General features: G+C 64.4%; 19 protein-coding genes. 13 read left to right on the top strand and 6 right to left on the bottom strand.

Annotation, left to right across the window (positions count from 1 at the left end; all coding sequences use genetic code 11):
• From B3D39_RS08315 to B3D39_RS08325, 3 genes are all read right to left on the bottom strand, one after another.
• Positions 1-1,110: 2Fe-2S iron-sulfur cluster-binding protein (locus B3D39_RS08315; RefSeq protein WP_286789597.1), on the bottom strand; the 1,110-nt coding region annotated here is incomplete at its 3' end.
• Positions 1,107-2,630, bottom strand: a complete 1,524-nt coding sequence (locus B3D39_RS08320; RefSeq protein ID WP_274963641.1) for a formate dehydrogenase beta subunit — start codon at positions 2,628-2,630, stop codon at positions 1,107-1,109. The genes B3D39_RS08320 and B3D39_RS08315, both read right to left, overlap by 4 nt.
• Positions 2,627-3,079, bottom strand: coding sequence for an NAD(P)H-dependent oxidoreductase subunit E (locus tag B3D39_RS08325; protein WP_274963642.1), 453 nt, complete (start codon positions 3,077-3,079; stop codon positions 2,627-2,629). Before B3D39_RS08325 ends, B3D39_RS08320 begins: the two co-directional genes overlap by 4 nt.
• 138 nt (positions 3,080-3,217) lie before the next feature.
• Between B3D39_RS08325 and B3D39_RS08330 the strand changes: the two genes are divergently transcribed.
• From B3D39_RS08330 to B3D39_RS08370, 8 genes are all read left to right on the top strand, one after another.
• On the top strand, positions 3,218-4,057 hold the full coding sequence (locus B3D39_RS08330; RefSeq protein WP_274963646.1) for a S49 family peptidase: 840 nt from the start codon (positions 3,218-3,220) through the stop codon (positions 4,055-4,057).
• 216 nt (positions 4,058-4,273) lie between these two features.
• Complete coding sequence (locus tag B3D39_RS08340; RefSeq protein ID WP_274963643.1) at positions 4,274-5,254, top strand: calcium/sodium antiporter; 981 nt, start codon at positions 4,274-4,276, stop codon at positions 5,252-5,254.
• A complete protein-coding gene (locus B3D39_RS08345) occupies positions 5,251-6,027 on the top strand; it encodes an SDR family oxidoreductase (protein WP_274963644.1) in 777 nt (258 codons plus the stop codon). Before B3D39_RS08340 ends, B3D39_RS08345 begins: the two co-directional genes overlap by 4 nt.
• Positions 6,028-6,391: 364 nt before the next feature.
• Positions 6,392-8,233, top strand: coding sequence for an excinuclease ABC subunit UvrC (gene uvrC, locus B3D39_RS08350; RefSeq protein WP_274963647.1), 1,842 nt, complete (start codon positions 6,392-6,394; stop codon positions 8,231-8,233).
• Position 8,234: 1 nt separating this feature from the next.
• A complete protein-coding gene (locus tag B3D39_RS08355) occupies positions 8,235-9,293 on the top strand; it encodes a lysine-2,3-aminomutase-like protein (protein ID WP_286789598.1) in 1,059 nt (352 codons plus the stop codon).
• Between the two features lie 45 nt (positions 9,294-9,338).
• Positions 9,339-9,968: a CDP-diacylglycerol--glycerol-3-phosphate 3-phosphatidyltransferase gene (gene pgsA / locus B3D39_RS08360; RefSeq protein ID WP_078542255.1), complete on the top strand. Its 630-nt coding sequence runs from the start codon at positions 9,339-9,341 to the stop codon at positions 9,966-9,968.
• A complete protein-coding gene (gene moaD / locus B3D39_RS08365) occupies positions 9,961-10,209 on the top strand; it encodes a molybdopterin converting factor subunit 1 (protein ID WP_075773911.1) in 249 nt (82 codons plus the stop codon). Before pgsA ends, moaD begins: the two co-directional genes overlap by 8 nt.
• A 1-nt stretch (position 10,210) precedes the next feature.
• Positions 10,211-10,651, top strand: a complete 441-nt coding sequence (locus B3D39_RS08370; protein ID WP_078604856.1) for a molybdenum cofactor biosynthesis protein MoaE — start codon at positions 10,211-10,213, stop codon at positions 10,649-10,651.
• Here the strand turns inward: B3D39_RS08370 and B3D39_RS08375 are convergent, their stop codons facing one another.
• The gene (locus tag B3D39_RS08375; protein WP_274963617.1) at positions 10,652-11,470 is read right to left on the bottom strand and encodes a sulfotransferase family protein; all 819 of its coding nucleotides are present in this window, start codon (positions 11,468-11,470) and stop codon (positions 10,652-10,654) included.
• 150 nt (positions 11,471-11,620) lie between these two features.
• On the opposite strand from B3D39_RS08375, the gene B3D39_RS08380 reads away from it, so the two are divergent.
• Together B3D39_RS08380 and B3D39_RS08385 are read left to right on the top strand one after the other, a co-directional pair.
• Entirely contained in the window at positions 11,621-13,195 is a 1,575-nt protein-coding gene (locus B3D39_RS08380) for a DUF5928 domain-containing protein (protein WP_274963618.1), read from the top strand.
• Between the two features lie 11 nt (positions 13,196-13,206).
• Positions 13,207-13,587 (top strand): HIT domain-containing protein, encoded by a 381-nt coding sequence (locus B3D39_RS08385; RefSeq protein WP_075773907.1) that lies wholly within the window; start codon positions 13,207-13,209, stop codon positions 13,585-13,587.
• A gap of 40 nt (positions 13,588-13,627) precedes the next feature.
• Here B3D39_RS08385 and B3D39_RS08390 read toward each other — a convergent pair whose 3' ends face one another.
• Positions 13,628-14,614 (bottom strand): adenosine kinase, encoded by a 987-nt coding sequence (locus tag B3D39_RS08390; RefSeq protein ID WP_274963619.1) that lies wholly within the window; start codon positions 14,612-14,614, stop codon positions 13,628-13,630.
• Complete coding sequence (gene nth, locus B3D39_RS08395) at positions 14,611-15,255, bottom strand: endonuclease III (RefSeq protein WP_075773905.1); 645 nt, start codon at positions 15,253-15,255, stop codon at positions 14,611-14,613. The genes B3D39_RS08390 and nth overlap by 4 nt, the downstream gene beginning before the upstream one ends.
• A gap of 115 nt (positions 15,256-15,370) precedes the next feature.
• Here nth and B3D39_RS08400 point away from each other — a divergent pair, with 115 nt between their 5' ends.
• The 3 genes from B3D39_RS08400 to B3D39_RS08410 form a co-directional block, all read left to right on the top strand.
• Positions 15,371-16,225 (top strand): bifunctional helix-turn-helix domain-containing protein/methylated-DNA--[protein]-cysteine S-methyltransferase, encoded by an 855-nt coding sequence (locus B3D39_RS08400; protein ID WP_274963620.1) that lies wholly within the window; start codon positions 15,371-15,373, stop codon positions 16,223-16,225.
• A gap of 141 nt (positions 16,226-16,366) precedes the next feature.
• Positions 16,367-17,047, top strand: a complete 681-nt coding sequence (locus B3D39_RS08405; protein ID WP_075773903.1) for an OmpA family protein — start codon at positions 16,367-16,369, stop codon at positions 17,045-17,047.
• 98 nt (positions 17,048-17,145) lie between these two features.
• Positions 17,146-17,645, top strand: a 500-nt coding sequence (locus B3D39_RS08410; RefSeq protein WP_286789599.1) for a FadR/GntR family transcriptional regulator, incomplete at its 3' end; no start/stop codon positions are given.

The following is a 17,645-nucleotide window of genomic DNA, read 5'->3' on the forward strand; positions in this document are numbered from 1 at the left end:
CTGCACGAGGAAGGTTTCCTCGTTCGTGCAGCGCGAGGAGGTGATGACGCCGACGGAATCCTTGCCGTGTTTGGCCTGTGCGCGCTTGATGCCGTTCGCGGCAAACTCCAGCGCCTCTTCCCACGACACTTCGCGCCACGCATCGGTGATGCTGTCGCGGATCATCGGGTTGAGGATGCGGTCGCCGTGGTTTGCATAGCCCCAGGCGAAGCGGCCCTTCACGCAGCTATGGCCGCGGTTCGCCTTGCCCTCTTTCCACGGCACCATGCGCACCAGTTGATCGCCGCGCATCTGCGCCTCGAAAGAGCAGCCCACGCCGCAATAGGCGCAGGTCGTGACCACCGACCGCTCCGGCACGCCGATCTCGTCGACGGTCTTCTCCTGCAGGGTCGCGGTCGGGCAGGCCTGCACACAGGCGCCGCAGCTGACGCAATCCGAGTTCAGGAAATCCTCCGTCCCGGTCGAGATGCGGGCGTCGAAGCCGCGCCCGTCCACGGTCAGCGCGAAGGTGCCCTGCACCTCTTCGCAGGCGCGCACGCAGCGCATGCAGACGATGCATTTCGAGGGATCATAGAAGAAATACGGATTGGAATCGTCGCGCGGGATATAGAGCGGATTGGCCCCCTCCGCCGCACGCGACTCGACATGGTTCTCGCCCGGCGCATAGCGCACGTCGCGCAGGCCAACGGCCCCCGCCATGTCCTGCAATTCGCAATCGCCATTGGCCGCGCAGGTCAGACAGTCCAACGGGTGATCGGAGATATAGAGCTCCATCACCCCGCGCCGCAGCCGCGTCAGCTGATCGGTCTGGGTCTTCACGACCATGCCTTCGCGCACGGGGGTCGTGCAGGACGCAGGCGTGCCGCGCATCCCTTCGATCTCGACCACACACAGGCGGCACGAGCCGTAAGCATCCAACATATCGGTCGCACACAGCTTCGGCACGGTGATCCCGGCCTCGGCGGCGGCGCGCATCACGGAGGTGCCCTCGGGCACGCTCACATCCATGCCGTCGATCACCAGAGTCACAGGCGGGCCCGATTTTTCAGGCGTGCCCATATCGGAGAGTTTCGGCCCGTGCACTCCGTCAGGGATGATGAAATCCTTCATTCCGCAGCCTCCTGTGAGAGCGAGAATTCTTGCGGGAAAAGTCGGATCGCCGAGCGCACCGGGTAGGGCGTGAAGCCCCCCATCGCGCAGAGCGAGCCCTTCTCCATCACTTCGCATAGCTCGTGCAGCAGCTCGATCGCCGCCGGGTCGCCCGCCGCCACGCGGTCGAGCGTCTCGATGCCGCGCACCGCGCCGATCCGGCAGGGCGTGCATTTCCCGCAGCTCTCGATGGCGCAGAACTCCATCGCGTAGCGGGCGAGCGCGAGCATGTCCGCGCTGTCGTCATGCACCACGAAGCCGGCATGGCCCACCAGCCCGCCCTGATCGGCAAAGGCCTCGTAGCAGACCGGCAGATCGAAATCGTCCGGCCCGTGATAAGCGCCCAGCGGTCCGCCGACCTGTACCGCCTTGAACGGACGGCCCGAAGCCGTGCCGCCGCCGATCTCGTTGACCAGCGTGCCAAGCGACATCCCGAAGCCGGTCTCGAACAGCCCGCCATGTTTTACATTGCCCGCGATCTGGATCGGGATCGTCCCGCGCGAGCGGCCCAGCCCGAACTCGGCATAGGCTGCGCCACCATGGACCAAGATCCACGGCACGGCGGCCAGCGAAAGCACGTTGTTCACGACCGTAGGCTTGCCGAACGCCCCTTCGAGCGCGGGCAACGGCGGCTTGGCGCGGACCATGCCGCGCTTGCCTTCGAGCGAATTGAGAAGCGACGTTTCCTCGCCGCAGATATAGGCGCCCGCGCCGACGCGGACTTCGAGATCGAAGGCCGGTCCCTGCCCCATCAGGCTGTCGCCGATGATGCCCGCGCCCTTCGCAGCGGCAATCGCCGCGTTCAGCGTGCGGATCGCGTGGGGATATTCCGAGCGCACGTAGATGAAGCCCTTGGTCGCGCCGACTGCGAGCCCGGCAATCGCCATGCCCTCGATCAGACAGTAGGGATCGCCCTCCATCAGCATCCGGTCCGCGAAAGAGCCGCTATCGCCCTCATCCGCGTTGCAGACGATGTATTTCTGCGGCGCCTCGGCCCCGGCGACGGTCTTCCACTTGATACCCGTCGGGAAGCCCGCACCGCCGCGTCCGCGCAGGCCGGAGGTGGTGACCTCTTCGATGGTCTGCGCGCCGCCCAGTTCCAGCGCACGCTTGAGACCCTGCCAGCCCTCGTCCGCCTCGTAATCGGCAAGCGAGAGCGGATCGGTGCGCCCGCAGCGCGCGAAGGTCAGACGGGTCTGTTGCGCGAAGAAGGGGATCTCCTCGACCGGGCCGAGCGCCTTCGGGTGATCGCCGTCCTCGAACAGCGCGGGCACGTCCTCGGGCACCATCGGGCCGAAGCCGTGGCGCACACCGTCGCGCTCGATCTCGACCAGAGGCTCAAGCCAGATCATCCCGCGCGTGCCGTTGCGGATGATCTCGACCGTCTCGCCGCGCAGCCCGGCCGCCGACGCGATCGCGGCAGCGACCTCATCGGCCCCACAGGCGACAGAAGCGGCATCGCAGGGAACCCAGATCTTCATGCCGAGACCTCCGCGACCAGAGCCTCGATCCGTTCGGCACTTGCACGACCGACCAGCTGATTGCCCACCATCGCCGCAGGCGCGCAGGCACACAGCCCGAGGCAATAGACCGCCTCAAGGGTCACATCGCCCTTCGTTTCCCCGACTTTCATGCCCAGAGCATGCTCCAGCCGCGCGATCATCTCGGTCCCGCCCATCGACTGGCAGGCCTCGGCTCGGCACAGCTTGATCACATGCTTGCCCGCGGGCGCATCGCGGAAGTCGTGATAGAAGGAGACGACGCCCGCGACCTCGGCCCGGCTCAGCCGCAAAGCATCGGCGATCGGCTGGTAGCAATCGGCGGGCACGCAGTCGTAAGCGGCCTGCACATCGTGAAGAATGGGCAGCAGCGCACCTTCGCGCCCCACATGATCCGCCAGAATCACGGCGAGCCTGTCGTCTTCGGTCATATCCATCCTCCCGGCCCCGATGATGGGGCGAGCATGCCCCGGCCAGCAAGTCACGACTGGTTCAATCGCGAACAGGCGCGGACAGGAACCGTCATCGCCGTGCTTGCGCGGGCAGGGGTGAGCCTCTACATCCCTCACATGAGCCTGATCCAACGCCTCCCCTTCGTCAAGAAATCGCCCTTCGTCGCGGTTATCCGTTTGCACGGTGCCATCGGCATGTCGCGCCCTGGCGCGCCCGGCCTTTCGGATGCCGCCATGGCCCCGATCATCGAGCGGGCCTTCGCGCGCGGCAAACCGGCTGCGGTCGCTTTGCAGATCAATTCGCCCGGCGGATCGCCCGTGCAATCGGCGCTGATCGCGGGACGCATCCGCAGGCTTGCGGATGAAAAAGGCATTCCCGTCCATGCCTTCGTCGAAGACGTCGCAGCCTCGGGCGGCTATTGGCTGGCCTGCGCCGCTGACCAGATCTGGGCAGATCCGACCTCGGTCGTGGGCTCGATCGGGGTGATCTCGGCAGGGTTCGGCCTCGACGAATTCATCAACCGCCACGGCATCCAGCGCCGCGTTCATACCGCAGGCGGCTCGAAAAGTTTCATGGACCCGTTCCGCCCCGAGAAGGACGAAGACGTCGCGCGGCTCAACAAGCTGCTCGACGACATGCATGTCTCGTTCAAGGAGCATGTGCAGTCCCGGCGCGGCGCGAAGCTGCCCGAGGATCGCGACCTCTTCACCGGCGACATCTGGACCGGGCGGCAGGCGCTGGCCGAAAACACCGGCCTGATCGACGGGCTGGGCCACGCGGTGCCGAAGCTGAAAGAGATCTACGGCGAGAAGACCCGCATCGTGCCTTACGCGCCCAAACGCTCGATCTTCCGGCGCTTCGGCGCGCAGATCGGGGGCGAGATGGCGGCGGCCACGGCAGGCGCCCTGATCGATACCGCCGAGGAACGCGCGCTCTGGGCGCGCTACGGGCTGTAACCCGATGCTCATCAAGGGCATGACCCTCTTCCTCGTCGTCATGGCGGTGCTCGCCATGTTCGGCAAACTGCGGATGCCGAAACTCAAGGGCCCGCGCGGACCCGGCAGGCTATCGGCCCGTTGCCCCGACTGCGGACGTCCGAAAATCGGCCGGGGCCCCTGCCCCTGCAAGACGACCTCCAATAGCAAGAGTGCGAAGACGACGGAGCGCCGTAAATGATCTGGGATTTCGGCGAGATCATTGCCGGGCTGGTGCTGCTGGTCGTGGCGGGTGACCTGCTGGTGAAAGGCGCAGTGGCGATGTCGCTGCGCCTTGGCATTCCTGCACTGATCGTCGGGCTCACCGTGGTGGCCTTCGGCACCTCCGCACCCGAGCTGATGGTCTCAGTCGCCGCCGTGCTCGACAAGGCGCCCAGCATGGCGCTCGGCAATGTCGTGGGCTCGAACATCGCCAATATCCTTCTGGTGCTGGGCTTGCCCGCGATGATCTCCGCGATCCGCACCGATCTGCACGACACGCGCGAGAGCTTCGTGTTGATGATGGGGGCGACGGTCCTCTTCATCCTCGTCTGCTTCATGGGCCCGATCGGCTGGGCGCAGGCGCTGCTCCTGCTCTTCGCGCTCGGCATCATCCTGTTCCGGCAAATCCGCGAGGCGCGCGCCCATCGTGCCAATCGCGGCAACGGGAACGAGGCGGAGACCGAAGCCGATGAAGAGGTCGAAAGCGTCGATCCGAATATGCCGCTCTGGCGCATCGGGCTCTATGTTCTCGCAGGCCTCGTAGGGCTGCCCCTGGGGGCGAGCTGGCTGGTCAGCGGGGCATCCGAGATCGCGAGCGCGATGGGTGTCTCGGATGCGGTGATCGGTCTGACGCTGGTCGCGCTCGGCACCTCGCTGCCGGAGCTGGCCACGTCAATCACCGCGGCGATGAAGGGCCGTTCGGACCTCGCGCTCGGCAATGTCGTGGGCTCGAACATCTTCAACCTGCTTTGCATCATCGGCGTCGCGGGCCTGTTCGGCGACATTCCGGTGCCGAGCCAGATGCTGCATGTCGACCTTTGGGTGATGGCGGCGGCCTCGATCGCGCTGGCCCCCTTCATCTTCGGCAACCGCGTGATCACCCGAGGCATCGGCATCGCTTTCACCGCCGCGTACCTGGCCTATATGGTGGCCCTCTTCATTGGAGGCAGCGCATGAAACGAGCATTGGTGACAGGCGGCGCGAAACGGCTGGGGCGCGCGATGGCGCTTTATCTGGCCGAGCGCGGCGTGGACGTCGCAATCCATTATCACGGCTCCGCAGAGGACGCGGAGGCGACAGCGGCGGAGGCCCGTGCGAAAGGCGTGCGCGCCGAGATCGTGCAGGTCGACCTTCTTGACGAGGCCACGACGGCGGAACTGGTGCCGCGCGCGGCGCAACTGCTCGACGGGCCGCTCGATCTGCTGATCAACAACGCCTCGATTTTCGAATACGACACGATCCGCTCAGCCACGCGCGAAAGCTGGGACCGGCATATCGGGTCGAACCTGCGCGCGCCCTTCGTGCTGATCCAGCATTTCGCGGCGCAGGCCCCGGAAGCCGACCGCTCGGGCGCGGAGCCCAAGGCCCGCGCGCTGGTGATCAACATGGTCGACCAGCGGATGCGCAAGCTGACGCCGGAGTTCATGACTTACACGCTCGCGAAGATGGGGCTGTGGACACTCACGCAGACGAGTGCGCAGGCGCTGGCTCCCGCTATACGTGTGAACGCGATCGGCCCCGGCCCGACCCTGCAAGGCGCCCGCCAGTCTGAAGAGCACTTCAACCGACAGCGCGCGGCGACGATCCTCGAACGCGGCGCAGACCCCGCAGATATCGTCGCGGCGCTGGGATATTTCATGGACGCACCCGCCGTCACAGGGCAGTTGCTCTGCGTCGATGGAGGCCAACATTTGGGCTGGCGGACACCCGATGTATTAGGTCCGGAATGAGCCTGAAAACGAATCGCAGGCCAAAGTTGTGCACTGCGCGGCGGCTTGTAACAGTACCGTCACAAAAGTAGTAATCCTTTCAATAGCTTGGCGAGTGTGCGAAAAATTTCTCAATGAAATCAACGTACTCGTAACTTGCTCAAAAAATGAGCAAACACTCTATCAACCCTTATATTAAGGTCGGAACCCACGGTCCCACATGTTTGCTAACAGAGTTATCCCCAAATTTCGTGGACATGTTTTTCCTTGAAAACGTCTTCGCGAGGTTGCAGCCACAGGGGAGAATCGAAGCCTGCTCATGAATGACGACGTAAACAGCAACGACGCCCTCGATCCCCCGGCGGCCACGCGCCCGCAACACGGGATGACGGGCCATGCGCTGATCGCGGATTATCTCAAGCGTCTCGACGGCTCACCGGGCGTCTATCGGATGCTGAACGCGAAGGGCGAGGTGCTCTATGTTGGCAAGGCGCGCAACCTGAAGGCGCGCGTTTCGAACTATGCACGCCCCTCGGGACACTCGGCGCGGATCGCCCGGATGATCCATGAGACCGCCTCGATGATGTTCCTCACGACGCGGACCGAGACCGAGGCGCTGCTGCTCGAACAGAACCTGATCAAGCAGCTCAAACCGCGCTACAACGTGCTCGCACGCGACGACAAAAGCTTTCCCAACATCCTGATCGCGACGGACCACCCCTATCCGATGATCAAGAAGCACCGCGGCGCGCGCAAAGAGAAGGGCCATTACTTCGGCCCCTTTGCGAGCGCGAGCGCAGTGAACCGCACGCTGAACCAGCTGGAGCGGGTCTTCTTGCTGCGCAACTGCTCGGACTCGATGTTCGAGACCCGCACGCGCCCCTGCCTGCAATATCAGATCAAGCGTTGCTCGGGGCCCTGCGTCGGCAAGATCTCCGAGGAGGAATACGCAGCGCTCGTCGACGATGCGAAGCGGTTCCTGCAAGGCAAGTCCACCACGATCCAGCGCGAGCTGGCGGAGCAGATGCAGCAGGCCTCCGACGATATGGAATTCGAGCGCGCCGCTGCGCTCCGCGACCGGATCAAGGCGCTGACCAACGTGCAGCAGAGCCAGGGGATCAACCCGCGCAGCACCGCCGAGGCCGATGTCATCGCGCTCCATCAGGAGGGCGGGCAGGCCTGCGTGCAGGTCTTCTTCATCCGCGCGAACCAGAGCTGGGGCAATCACGACTTCTATCCCAAGACCGGCTCCGGCGCCGAGGCGCCTGAAATCCTGCAGGCCTTCATCGCGCAGTTCTACACGAACCGCCCGCCGCCGAAGCTGATCCTGCTGTCGCACCCCGTCGAGGATGAGGAGCTGGTGAGCGAATTTCTCTCGGAACGCGCCGAACGCCGCGTCGAGATCACGGTCCCGCAGCGGGGCGAAAAGGCCGAGCTGGTTGAAAATGCCGCGCGCAATGCCCGTGAGAGCCTTGGCCGGAAAATGTCGGAAAGCGCCGCACAGGCGAAGCTGCTGGCGGGCGTCGCTGAGGCCTTCGGGCTGGAGAAGCCGCCGCAGCGCATCGAGGTCTACGACAACTCGCATATTCAGGGCGCACATGCCGTGGGCGGGATGATCGTCGCCGGGCCCGAGGGTTTCATCAAAAGCCAGTATCGCAAGTTCAACATCAAGAATGCCGACCTGACGCCGGGCGACGATTTCGGGATGATGAAAGAGGTGCTGACGCGCCGCTTCACCCGGTTGCTGAAAGAAGACCCGGAGCGCAAATCCGAGGCGTGGCCCGATCTTCTGCTGATCGACGGTGGCGCCGGGCAGGTTTCGGCGGTGCGTGAGATCATGGACGAGATGGGCGTGAGCGACGTCGCAATGGTCGGTGTCGCGAAAGGCGTGGACCGCGACCACGGCAAGGAAGAATTCCACCGCACGGGTCAGCGCCCCATCGCCCTGCCCCGGCAATCGCCGGTTCTTTATTACATCCAGCGCCTGCGCGACGAGGCGCACCGCTGGGCCATCGGCACCCACCGCGCGAAACGCGCCAAGGCGCAGATGGCGAACCCGCTGGACGAGGTCCCGGGCATCGGGGCGGCCCGCAAGCGCGCGCTGCTCGCGCATTTCGGCTCCGCCAAGGCGGTCAGCCGCGCGGCACCAATCGATCTTATGGAGGTCGACGGCATCTCCGAGGCGATGGCCGAGACAATCCACAATTTCTTCAACGAGAAGGGCTGAGATGACCGATCACAGCCGCCACCCCCGCGCGCTGACCCGCGTGGCAGATCTCGAACGCGACGGGCTGACCGCCTCGGAGACGCGCGCCGATCTGGAGCGCGTGGCCGAAGAATTCCGCATCCGCGTGACGCCCGAGATGCGTGGGGCAATTGCCGATCCGAGCGATCCGGTGGCCGCGCAATTCGTGCCCTCCGCGGACGAGCTGGTCACCCGTCCCGAAGAACTGGAAGACCCGATCGGCGACGACGCCCATTCCCCCGTACCCGGGCTGACGCATCGCTATCCCGACCGGGTGATCCTGCACATCACCAAGACCTGTGACGTCTATTGCCGCTTTTGTTTCCGCCGCGAGACGGTGGGCGAAACCGGGCCGCTGCCGGAAGACCAATTGACGCAGGCGCTCGATTATATCGCGGCGACCCCGGCCATTCGCGAGGTGATCCTGACCGGGGGCGATCCGCTCACGTTGTCGACGCGCAGGCTCGGCGCGGTGCTCGACCGCCTCTCCGCAATCGCGCATCTCGACCAGATCCGGCTGCATACCCGCGTGCCGGTCGTCGCCCCCGAGCGGATCACCGAGCAGCTTTGCACCATCCTCCGCGCCGCACCGACCGCGTGGATCGTGCTGCACACCAACCACGCGCAGGAACTCACGCCCGCCGCCCGCGCCGCCATCGCGCGGCTGGTGGATCACGGCATCCCGATGCTGTCGCAAACCGTGTTGCTGCGCGGCGTCAACGCGAGCGCCGACGCGCTGGAGGCGCTGTTCCGCGCCCTCACCAAGCTGCGCGTCAAACCTTACTACCTGCACCATTGCGATCTCGCGCGCGGCACATCGCATTTCCGCACCACGATCGCTGAGGGTCGCGCGCTGACGGCCGAGCTGCGCCGTCGCTGCTCGGGGACGATGCTGCCGACCTATGTGCTCGACATCCCCGGCGGGCACGGCAAGGTGCCGATCACCTCGGACCACTTCACACCGGGCGACAGCCCCGGAGACTGGCGCGTTACCGACCGCAATGGGACGGTGCATGCGTATCGCGATCCCGCGACCTGTTAACGCGCCCTCTTCCGCTTTGCGAACCACGCAGCTAGGTTGCCTCCCATGAAATGGACCCTTCCCAATATCCTGACTGTGCTCAGGCTCTTGGCTGCCCCCGGTGTGGCGGTCTTGTTCCTTTATTTTTCTCGCCCCTGGGCCGACTGGCTGGCGCTTGCGCTGTTCATCAGCGCGGCCGTCACCGACTGGTTCGATGGCTACCTAGCCCGGGCGTGGAAACAGGAGAGCCGCTTCGGCGCGATGCTCGACCCGATCGCCGACAAGGCGATGGTGGTGATCGCGCTGGTAGTGCTGACCGGCTATTCGGGCATGAACCCGTGGCTGATCCTGCCCGCCACCGTGATCCTGTTCCGCGAGGTCTTCGTCTCGGGGCTGCGCGAATTCCTCGGCGCCGATGCCGGGCGGCTGCGGGTCACGAAGCTCGCCAAATGGAAGACCACCGCGCAGATGGTGGCGATCGCCGTGCTGTTCCTCGGCACCGGGCTCGCTTATCTCGAGCAGGGTCAGGCCCCGCGCGCAGGCGAGGGCGATATCCGCTTGGGCGCCACACCCGCCGATTTCGCGACCCATGTCGGCCTCGCGCTGATCTGGATCGCCGCCGTGCTGACCGCGATCACCGGCTGGGATTATTTCCGCAAGGCCCTGCCCTATCTGAAGGAGCCGAGCCATGATTGACGTGCTCTATTTCGCCTGGGTCCGCGAGCGGATCGGCCTGCCGCGCGAAAAGGTCGAGACTGAGGCCAAGACTGTGGCCGACCTCGTCGAAGAACTGAAGGCGCGCGAGCCGCGCTACGAGGCGGCTTTTGCCGATATTTCCGCGCTGCGCGTCGCGCTCGATCAGGATCTGGCAGAGTTCGACGCGCCGCTCGAAGGCGTGCGCGAGGTGGCCTTCTTCCCGCCGATGACGGGGGGCTGAGATGAAAGTCTCCGTTCAGGCCGAGCCCTTCGATCTGGGCGCAGAGCTTGCCGATTTCGGCACGGGCCGCGCGGATGTCGGGGCCGTCGTCAGCTTCACCGGCATCGTGCGCGACGACACCGGCGCGATGGAGGCGCTGGAGCTGGAGCATTATCCCGGCATGACCGAACGCGCGATCGCGGGTATCGTCGATCAGGCGGTCGAGCGCTGGAACCTGTCGGACGTGACCGTCATCCACCGCCACGGACGGCTGGGCGTGGGCGAGCAGATCATGATGGTCGCCACCGCCGCGCGCCACCGCGTCGCGGCGTTTGAAGCCGCCGAGTTCCTGATGGATTACCTCAAATCCCGCGCGCCCTTCTGGAAGAAGGAACACGGGCCCGAGGGCACCTCCTGGGTCGCCGCGAAGGATGAAGACGAGGACGCGCTGAAACGCTGGTGATCAGTCACCGAGCTTGGCGTGCACCTCGTCCAGATCGACCTCGCCCACCGGCATCTTGTTGTCCGGATCGTCGAAATCGTATTGGAACAGCTGGAAATCCTTCTTGTAGATTTCCCAGATCAGGTGGCGCGACAGGTCGTCGAAATAATCGCTGACCTTATGCGCGCGCTTCGGCCCGTGCCCTTCGGACTCGTTGAACCGCGGCACCTTGGCCAGATCGACCTTCACCGGCGTCTCGACCGCGTCGAGCACCGACTGCATGCCTTCGTTGAATTTCTCGGTGAAGAAGATGTTGTCGTAGCGCCCGCCGTTGACGATGAAGGTCGAGATATGGCCCGACATCGCCGACCAGTGAATGTCCGGCTCCATCGGGCGGCGCCAACGGATCGTGTCGCGCGCGAACAGCAGGAAGCGGCGGAACGAGGCGATCTGGTCGAAATCGAAATTGTCCTCCGGAGAGCCGACTTCGATCCCGTATTTCTGGATCAGCTGCGGCACCAGCTTGCCGCGATAGCGTTTGCCGTTGCGCTGGATGCCCGCGATCTTGTCGAAGAAGGACGACAGGATGCGCTGATAAGGATTGCGCACGCAGGTGAAGGCATAGCTTTTATGCGCCACCACGTTTTCGGTGATCGGCTGCTGGCTTTCGTCCTGCGACCACTTATGTAGCCCGGCCTTGGAGTCGTGGATGTCGCCGTCGAAGAATTTCCCGTGATCGGAATAGAACATGATCTGCCCGATGGAGGAGCAGGCGCATTTCGGCACGACGCGATACACCATGCTTTCGCTCTCGGTCATCCAGGTTCCGGGAAATCCCATTCAAAGCCCTCCAGAAGGTCGCATACCCGTGACCGGGTAACGCAGACATAATAAATATCGAGTAAAGAGCAAAGAAGTCCTGTCTTTTCAACGCTCATTCCGGCTAACAAGTCGGATAATACCAGCAAGTGACATCGCATCGTTTCCCGTATGGCCCGAATCGCCTTTATTCTTCTGACCCATAAGGATCCCGATGGGATCATCGCGCAGGCGGAACGGCTGACGCAGACCGGCGATTATGTGGCGATCCATTTCGACGCGCGCGCCAAGCCCGAACATTACCGCAAGCTGCGCAGCGCGCTCGATGCTAACCCCAATGTCACCTTCGCGAAAAAGCGCGTCAAATGTGGCTGGGGCGAATGGAGCCTCGTCGCCGCGACTCTGGAAGCAGTAAAAGCCGCGGTCGCAGATTTCCCGCGTGCCACGCATTTCTACATGCTCTCGGGCGATTGCATGCAGATCAAATCGGCCGAATACGCGCATAACTTCCTCGATGCGGAAGAGGTCGATTATATCGAAAGCTTCGACTTCTTTTCGTCGGGCTGGATCAAGACGGGGATGAAGGAAGACCGGCTGGTCTATCGCCACTGGTTCAACGAGCGCAATCAGCCCAAGCGGTTCTACCTCGCCTATAACCTGCAAAAGCAGCTGAAGCTGTCGCGCGAGGTGCCCGGCGATCTGCAGATGATGATCGGCTCGCAATGGTGGTGCCTGCGGCGGCGCACGATGGAGCAGGTACTCGATTTCATCAAGGCGCGGCCCGATGTGATGCGGTTCTTCCGCACGACATGGATCCCGGACGAGACCTTCTTCCAGACCATCGTCCATCACCTGATCCCCGAGACCGAGATCCGCACCCGGACGCTGACCTTCCTGATGTTCACCGATTACGGGATGCCCGCGAATTTCTACAACGATCATTACGATCTTCTGCTGGCGCAGGATTACCTCTTCGCGCGCAAGATCAGCCCCGAGGCGCGCGACCTGAAGCAGCGTCTGGGCGAGCTGTGGACGCGCGAGGGCGTGGAGTTCGCCGTCTCGAACGAGGGCCGCGCGCTGCATCGCTTCCTCACCGGGCGGGGGCGCATTGGCCGTCGCTTCGCACCGCGCTTCTGGGAGGCGGAGGCGACCTTGGGCCGCGAGCGCACGCTGACCCTGATCCTGTGCAAGAAATGGCATGTCGCGAAACGTCTGGTGGCCGAGTTCCGCAAACGCTCCTCAATCCCGGCGCTCGATTACGTCTTCAACGAGATGGGCCCCCTGCCCGATCTCGGCGGGATCGAGACCAGCCCGGAAAAGCGCAACCGTCACCGCCGCGCGCTGATGCGGATGGTCTTCGACCACGAGAACGCCGACCGCATGGTGATCTGCGTCGATCCCGCCGAGCTTAACGTGATCGAGGATTTCACCCGCGACAAATGCCAGACCCGCATCCTCGAGATCGAGTGTCAGTTCTCCGACGACTATCTCAAGGGTCACGCGCAGCGCGTCGGCCTCGCCGGGCAGCACACGCCGCCGCAGGTGGTGGATCAGATGCTGCCGACGATCCGCGCCGACCTGCACCACGAGTCCGAGCGGCTCCGCGATGCCGAGTTCGAGAATTACGCGCTCATGCGCGAGGGTGGCGAGATCGAGGACAACGCCCGCGCGCTGGCCCATGCGCTCGACATCCCCTCCGATATGGCGCAGGAATTGGCCGAACTCGACTACATCTTCCGCGACTGAGGAGAGAGGCCATGGCCTATACCTATGACGATCAGAACATCTTCGCCAAGATCCTGCGCGGCGAGATCCCGAACGACACCGTTCTGGAGACCGAGCATACGTTGGCCTTCCGCGACATCGCCCCGAAAGCGCCCGAGCATGTGCTGGTGATTCCGAAAGGCGCCTATGTCGCGCTCGATCATTTCTGCGCTGAAGCCAGCGATGCCGAAATCGTCGATTTCCACCGCACCGTGGCCGAGGTCTGCAAGATGACCGGCGCGAGCCCGGGCGAAGGCGGCGAAGGCTATCGCGGCATCACCAATGCGGGCGAGAACGGCGTGCAGGAAGTGCCGCATTACCACCTGCATATCCTCGCAGGTCGCCCGCTCGGGCCGATGCTGCTGATGCGTTAAGGCTGGCGGCGCGCCCCTATTACGGGCGCGCCAGACAGGCTCAGATGAGCCCGCGCTCTGCAAACAGCGCCTTCACATCGATCTCAGGCCGTGCGCCGTAATGGCCGATCACCTCGGCCGCCGCAGCACAGCCCATCTTGCCCGCGGTCTCGAGGCTCTGCCCCGTCGCGTAGCCGTAGAGGAAGCCCGCCGCGAACTGATCGCCCGCGCCCGTCGCATCGACCGGCACCACGCGCTTGACCGGAACCGTTGCGCGTTCCTCGCCACGGATCAGGATCACGTCGTCGCCCGAGCGGGTGCAGACCACCAGCTCGCATTCCTCGGCAGCCAGTTTCAGCGCCGCATCCAGATCGGTCTGATAAAGCGATTCCCATTCGTGTTGGTTGCCGATCACGTAATCCATCTGGTCGCGCACCAGACGGCGGAAATCGGCGCGGTGACGATCGACGCAGAACGGGTCCGACAGCGCGATCCCCGCCTTGCCGCCGCCCCGGTGACAGCCCTGCGCGGCCTTCAGGAACGCGGCCTTCCCGTGATCCTTGTCGAAGAGATAGCCTTCGAGGAACAGGATCTGCGTGTTCTCCACGACCTCGAGGCTCACATCCTCGGTCGAGACCTCCGCCGAGATCCCCAGATAGGTGTTCATCGACCGCTCGCCATCCGGCGTCACGAAGATCATCGAGCGCGAGGTCGGCAGTTCCCCATCCTTCACCGGCGGGTTCGGGAAATCGGTGCCCTCGCCATGCAGCGCCGCCTCGTAGAAGCGCCCCAGCGTGTCGTCGCGCACCCGCCCGATAAAGGCGGTCGTCAGACCCAGATTGCCCAGCCCCGCGATCGTGTTGCCGACCGAACCGCCCGGCGCCTGCGTGCGCTCTTTCATGGCGCCGTAAAGCGTCTCGCCGCGTTCACGTTCAATCAGCTGCATGATGCCTTTCTCGATGCCCATATGCTCGAGAAAGCTGTCGTCGCATTGCGCGATCACGTCCACGACGGCATTGCCGATGCCGACGACCTGATACTGTTTCAAAGGTTTTTCTCCTCAAACTGGCACAGATCCTTGATCGGACAGGCCTGACATTTGGGTTTGCGCGCCACGCAGATATAGCGACCGTGCAGGATCAGCCAGTGATGGGCGTGGCGCTGGTATTCGACGGGCACGTTGTCTTCGATGGCGCGCTCGACCGCGTCCACATCCTTGCCCGGGCAGATGCCGCTGCGGTTTCCGACGCGGAAGATATGCGTGTCGACCGCCTGCGCGGGATGGCCGAACCACATGTTCAGCACGACATTCGCGGTCTTGCGCCCCACGCCCGGCAGCGATTGCAGCGCGGCACGCGAGGACGGCACCTCACCGTTATACTGATCGACGAGGATCTGGCTCAGCTTGATGACGTTCTTCGCCTTCTGCCGGAACAGACCGATCGTCTTGATATGCTCGGTCACGCCCTCGAGGCCCAGCTCCAGCATTTTCTCGGGCGTGTCGGCCACGGCGAAAAGTTTCCGCGTCGCCTTGTTGACCCCCGCATCGGTCGCCTGCGCAGACAGCGCCACGGCCACCACCAGCGTATAGGCGTTGACGTGTTCGAGCTCCCCCTTGGGATGGGGTTCCGAGGCTTCGAACCGCGCGAAGACCTCTTTCATCGTGGCATAATCGAATTGCTTGGCCATGCTTTCCTAATGCCCGCCACGCGCGCGAAGGGCAAGGCCACCCGCGAAACCGCAGCTTTCGGGTCGCGCGCCTGCCGCCCGCGCCCTAGGATCGACCAGAACCAAGAGGTGCGTGATGAACGACCACAGCGACATTGCCGAGAGCTACCACTATCAGGTCATCGCCCGCGCGCTGGCCGAGATCGACGCAGCACAAGCGGCGGGTGAATTGCTGACGCTCGAGGCGATCTCGGCGCGGCTGTCGATGAGCCCCGCGCATTTCCAGCGGCTGTTTTCGGCCTGGGTCGGGGTCTCTCCGAAACGCTACCAGCAATATCTGACGCTCGACTTCGTGCGTGAATTGCTGAGCCAGCGCCTGCCGCTCGACGAGGTCGCCGACCGCGCGGGACTGTCGGGCACGGGGCGGCTGCACGATCTGGTGCTGCGCTGGGAGGCGATGACGCCCGGCGCGTTTGCCCGCGGCGGCGAAGGTGTCGCGATCCGCTGGGGGCGGTTCGACAGCCCCTTCGGTCCGGTGATCGCGATGGGCACGGATCAGGGGCTCTGCGGCATGGGTTTCACCGCCGAGATGGGCGAACGCGAGACCTTTGACGACCTCGCCCGCCGCTGGCCCGACGCCCGCTTCACCGAAGACCCCGAGCCGCTGCGTCCTTGGGTCGATGCCGCATTCAGCCGCCACGGCGAGGCGAAGCTGACGCTGATCGGCGCGCCCTTCCAGATCAAGGTCTGGGAGGCGCTGCTCTCGATCCCTTCGGGCCAAGTCACGACCTATTCCGACATCGCCGAGGCGATCGGCAACCCCAAGGCCGTGCGCGCCGTGGGTACCGCCGTGGGCCGCAACCCGATCTCCTTCCTGATTCCCTGCCACCGCGCCCTGCGCAAATCGGGCGGATTGGGCGGCTATCACTGGGGTCTGGGCGTCAAACGCGCGATTCTGGGCTGGGAAGGCGCCCGCGCAGAGGCCGATTGAGCGTCCCTCCGCCGCTTCTACCGCCAGATGATGCGCGGATTTCCGCGCTTCACGAAAAGGGCATGGAACCTGCGCGAATTTTACGCGTATCTTCCGGCAAGCCTCGAGACATGGGGCGACCAGAGAAGGCAGAGACAGAACATGACCACCGTTCTCAAGACCAAAACCATTCTTCTGAGCGCCGCCGCTGCGATGGCGCTTACCGCTTGTGTGCCGGGCGGCTACACCGGGGCGAACAACCCCGACCAAAGCCCGAACGCAAACCGCAATGCCGGTGCGATCACCGGTGCGCTGATCGGCGGCGCCCTCGGCGCCAAGAGCAAAGGCGACGAAAAGCTGACCAAAGCCGCAGCCGGCGCGATCGTCGGCGGCGTGATCGGCGGCGCGATCGGTTCGCAGCTCGACCGTCAGGCGCAGGAACTGCGTCGCGACCTGACCACCAACGGCGTCAGCGTCGTGCGTCAGGGCAACCAGCTGATCGTGACGATGCCGCAAGACGTGCTCTTCGCGACCGACAGCGCGGCCGTGCGCCCCGATCTGCAGCGCGACCTTTACACGCTCGCAGGCAGCCTCAACCGCTATCCGGACACCACCGTCGAAGTCGTCGGCCATACCGACAACACCGGCGATGCGGCCTACAACATGCGCCTGTCGCGTCAGCGCGCGCAGTCGGTGGCCAATGTCCTGATCAATGGCGGCGTTCCGAGCTACCGCGTGATCCCGACGGGTCGCGGCGAGGATCAACCTATCGCGAGCAACCTGACCCCCGAGGGTCGTCAGGCCAACCGCCGGGTCGAATTCATCATTCGTCCGAACAACTAAATCGCTCGTCAGAGTGGGAAAAGGGCCGGGGAAACCCGGCCTTTTTTCATTGCCGACGACCCGATCTGGTCATACATCTTTACCACATGGAGGGGTGCATGCCATTTCAGAAGATCGAATCCGAGAAGCTCGCGAATGCTGTCGTGCGCCAGATCGAGCAGCTCATCCTGCAGGGCATTCTGCGCCCCGGTGAGCGCCTCCCCTCCGAGCGAGAGCTGTCCGAACGCCTTGGCGTCTCGCGTCCGAGCCTGCGCGAAGCGGTCGCGGAGCTGCAGGAGTCGGGTCTCCTGACCACCCGCGCCGGGGCCGGGATCTATGTCGCTGAAGTGCTCGATTCCGCCTTCTCGCCCGCCCTGATCCGGCTGTTTGCGCGCAACGATCAGGCGCTGTTCGACTACATCTCGTTCCGTCGCGACATGGAGGGGCTCGCCGCCGAGCGCGCGGCGCAATGCGGCTCGGACACCGATCTCGCGGTGATCCAGACGCTGTTCTCGCAGATGGAAGCGGCCCATTCCAAGCGCAATCCCACGCAGGAGGCGCAGCTCGATGCGCAGTTCCACATGGCGATCATCGAGGGGAGCCATAACGTCATCATGAT

The sequence above is a fragment of the Thioclava sp. UBA3469 genome (genome assembly GCF_002378135.1).
GTDB lineage: Bacteria > Pseudomonadota > Alphaproteobacteria > Rhodobacterales > Rhodobacteraceae > Thioclava > Thioclava sediminum.

Coding starts and splice junctions, on each gene's coding strand:
- B3D39_RS08320 (WP_274963641.1), bottom strand. CDS start 2,630: ATGAAGATCTGGGTTCCCTGCGATGCCGCTTCTGTCGCCTGTGGGGCC.
- B3D39_RS08325 (WP_274963642.1), bottom strand. CDS start 3,079: ATGACCGAAGACGACAGGCTCGCCGTGATTCTGGCGGATCATGTGGGG.
- B3D39_RS08330 (WP_274963646.1), top strand. CDS start 3,218: ATGAGCCTGATCCAACGCCTCCCCTTCGTCAAGAAATCGCCCTTCGTC.
- B3D39_RS08340 (WP_274963643.1), top strand. CDS start 4,274: ATGATCTGGGATTTCGGCGAGATCATTGCCGGGCTGGTGCTGCTGGTC.
- B3D39_RS08345 (WP_274963644.1), top strand. CDS start 5,251: ATGAAACGAGCATTGGTGACAGGCGGCGCGAAACGGCTGGGGCGCGCG.
- uvrC (WP_274963647.1), top strand. CDS start 6,392: ATGACGGGCCATGCGCTGATCGCGGATTATCTCAAGCGTCTCGACGGC.
- B3D39_RS08355 (WP_286789598.1), top strand. CDS start 8,235: ATGACCGATCACAGCCGCCACCCCCGCGCGCTGACCCGCGTGGCAGAT.
- pgsA (WP_078542255.1), top strand. CDS start 9,339: ATGAAATGGACCCTTCCCAATATCCTGACTGTGCTCAGGCTCTTGGCT.
- moaD (WP_075773911.1), top strand. CDS start 9,961: ATGATTGACGTGCTCTATTTCGCCTGGGTCCGCGAGCGGATCGGCCTG.
- B3D39_RS08370 (WP_078604856.1), top strand. CDS start 10,211: ATGAAAGTCTCCGTTCAGGCCGAGCCCTTCGATCTGGGCGCAGAGCTT.
- B3D39_RS08375 (WP_274963617.1), bottom strand. CDS start 11,470: ATGGGATTTCCCGGAACCTGGATGACCGAGAGCGAAAGCATGGTGTAT.
- B3D39_RS08380 (WP_274963618.1), top strand. CDS start 11,621: ATGGCCCGAATCGCCTTTATTCTTCTGACCCATAAGGATCCCGATGGG.
- B3D39_RS08385 (WP_075773907.1), top strand. CDS start 13,207: ATGGCCTATACCTATGACGATCAGAACATCTTCGCCAAGATCCTGCGC.
- nth (WP_075773905.1), bottom strand. CDS start 15,255: ATGGCCAAGCAATTCGATTATGCCACGATGAAAGAGGTCTTCGCGCGG.
- B3D39_RS08400 (WP_274963620.1), top strand. CDS start 15,371: ATGAACGACCACAGCGACATTGCCGAGAGCTACCACTATCAGGTCATC.
- B3D39_RS08405 (WP_075773903.1), top strand. CDS start 16,367: ATGACCACCGTTCTCAAGACCAAAACCATTCTTCTGAGCGCCGCCGCT.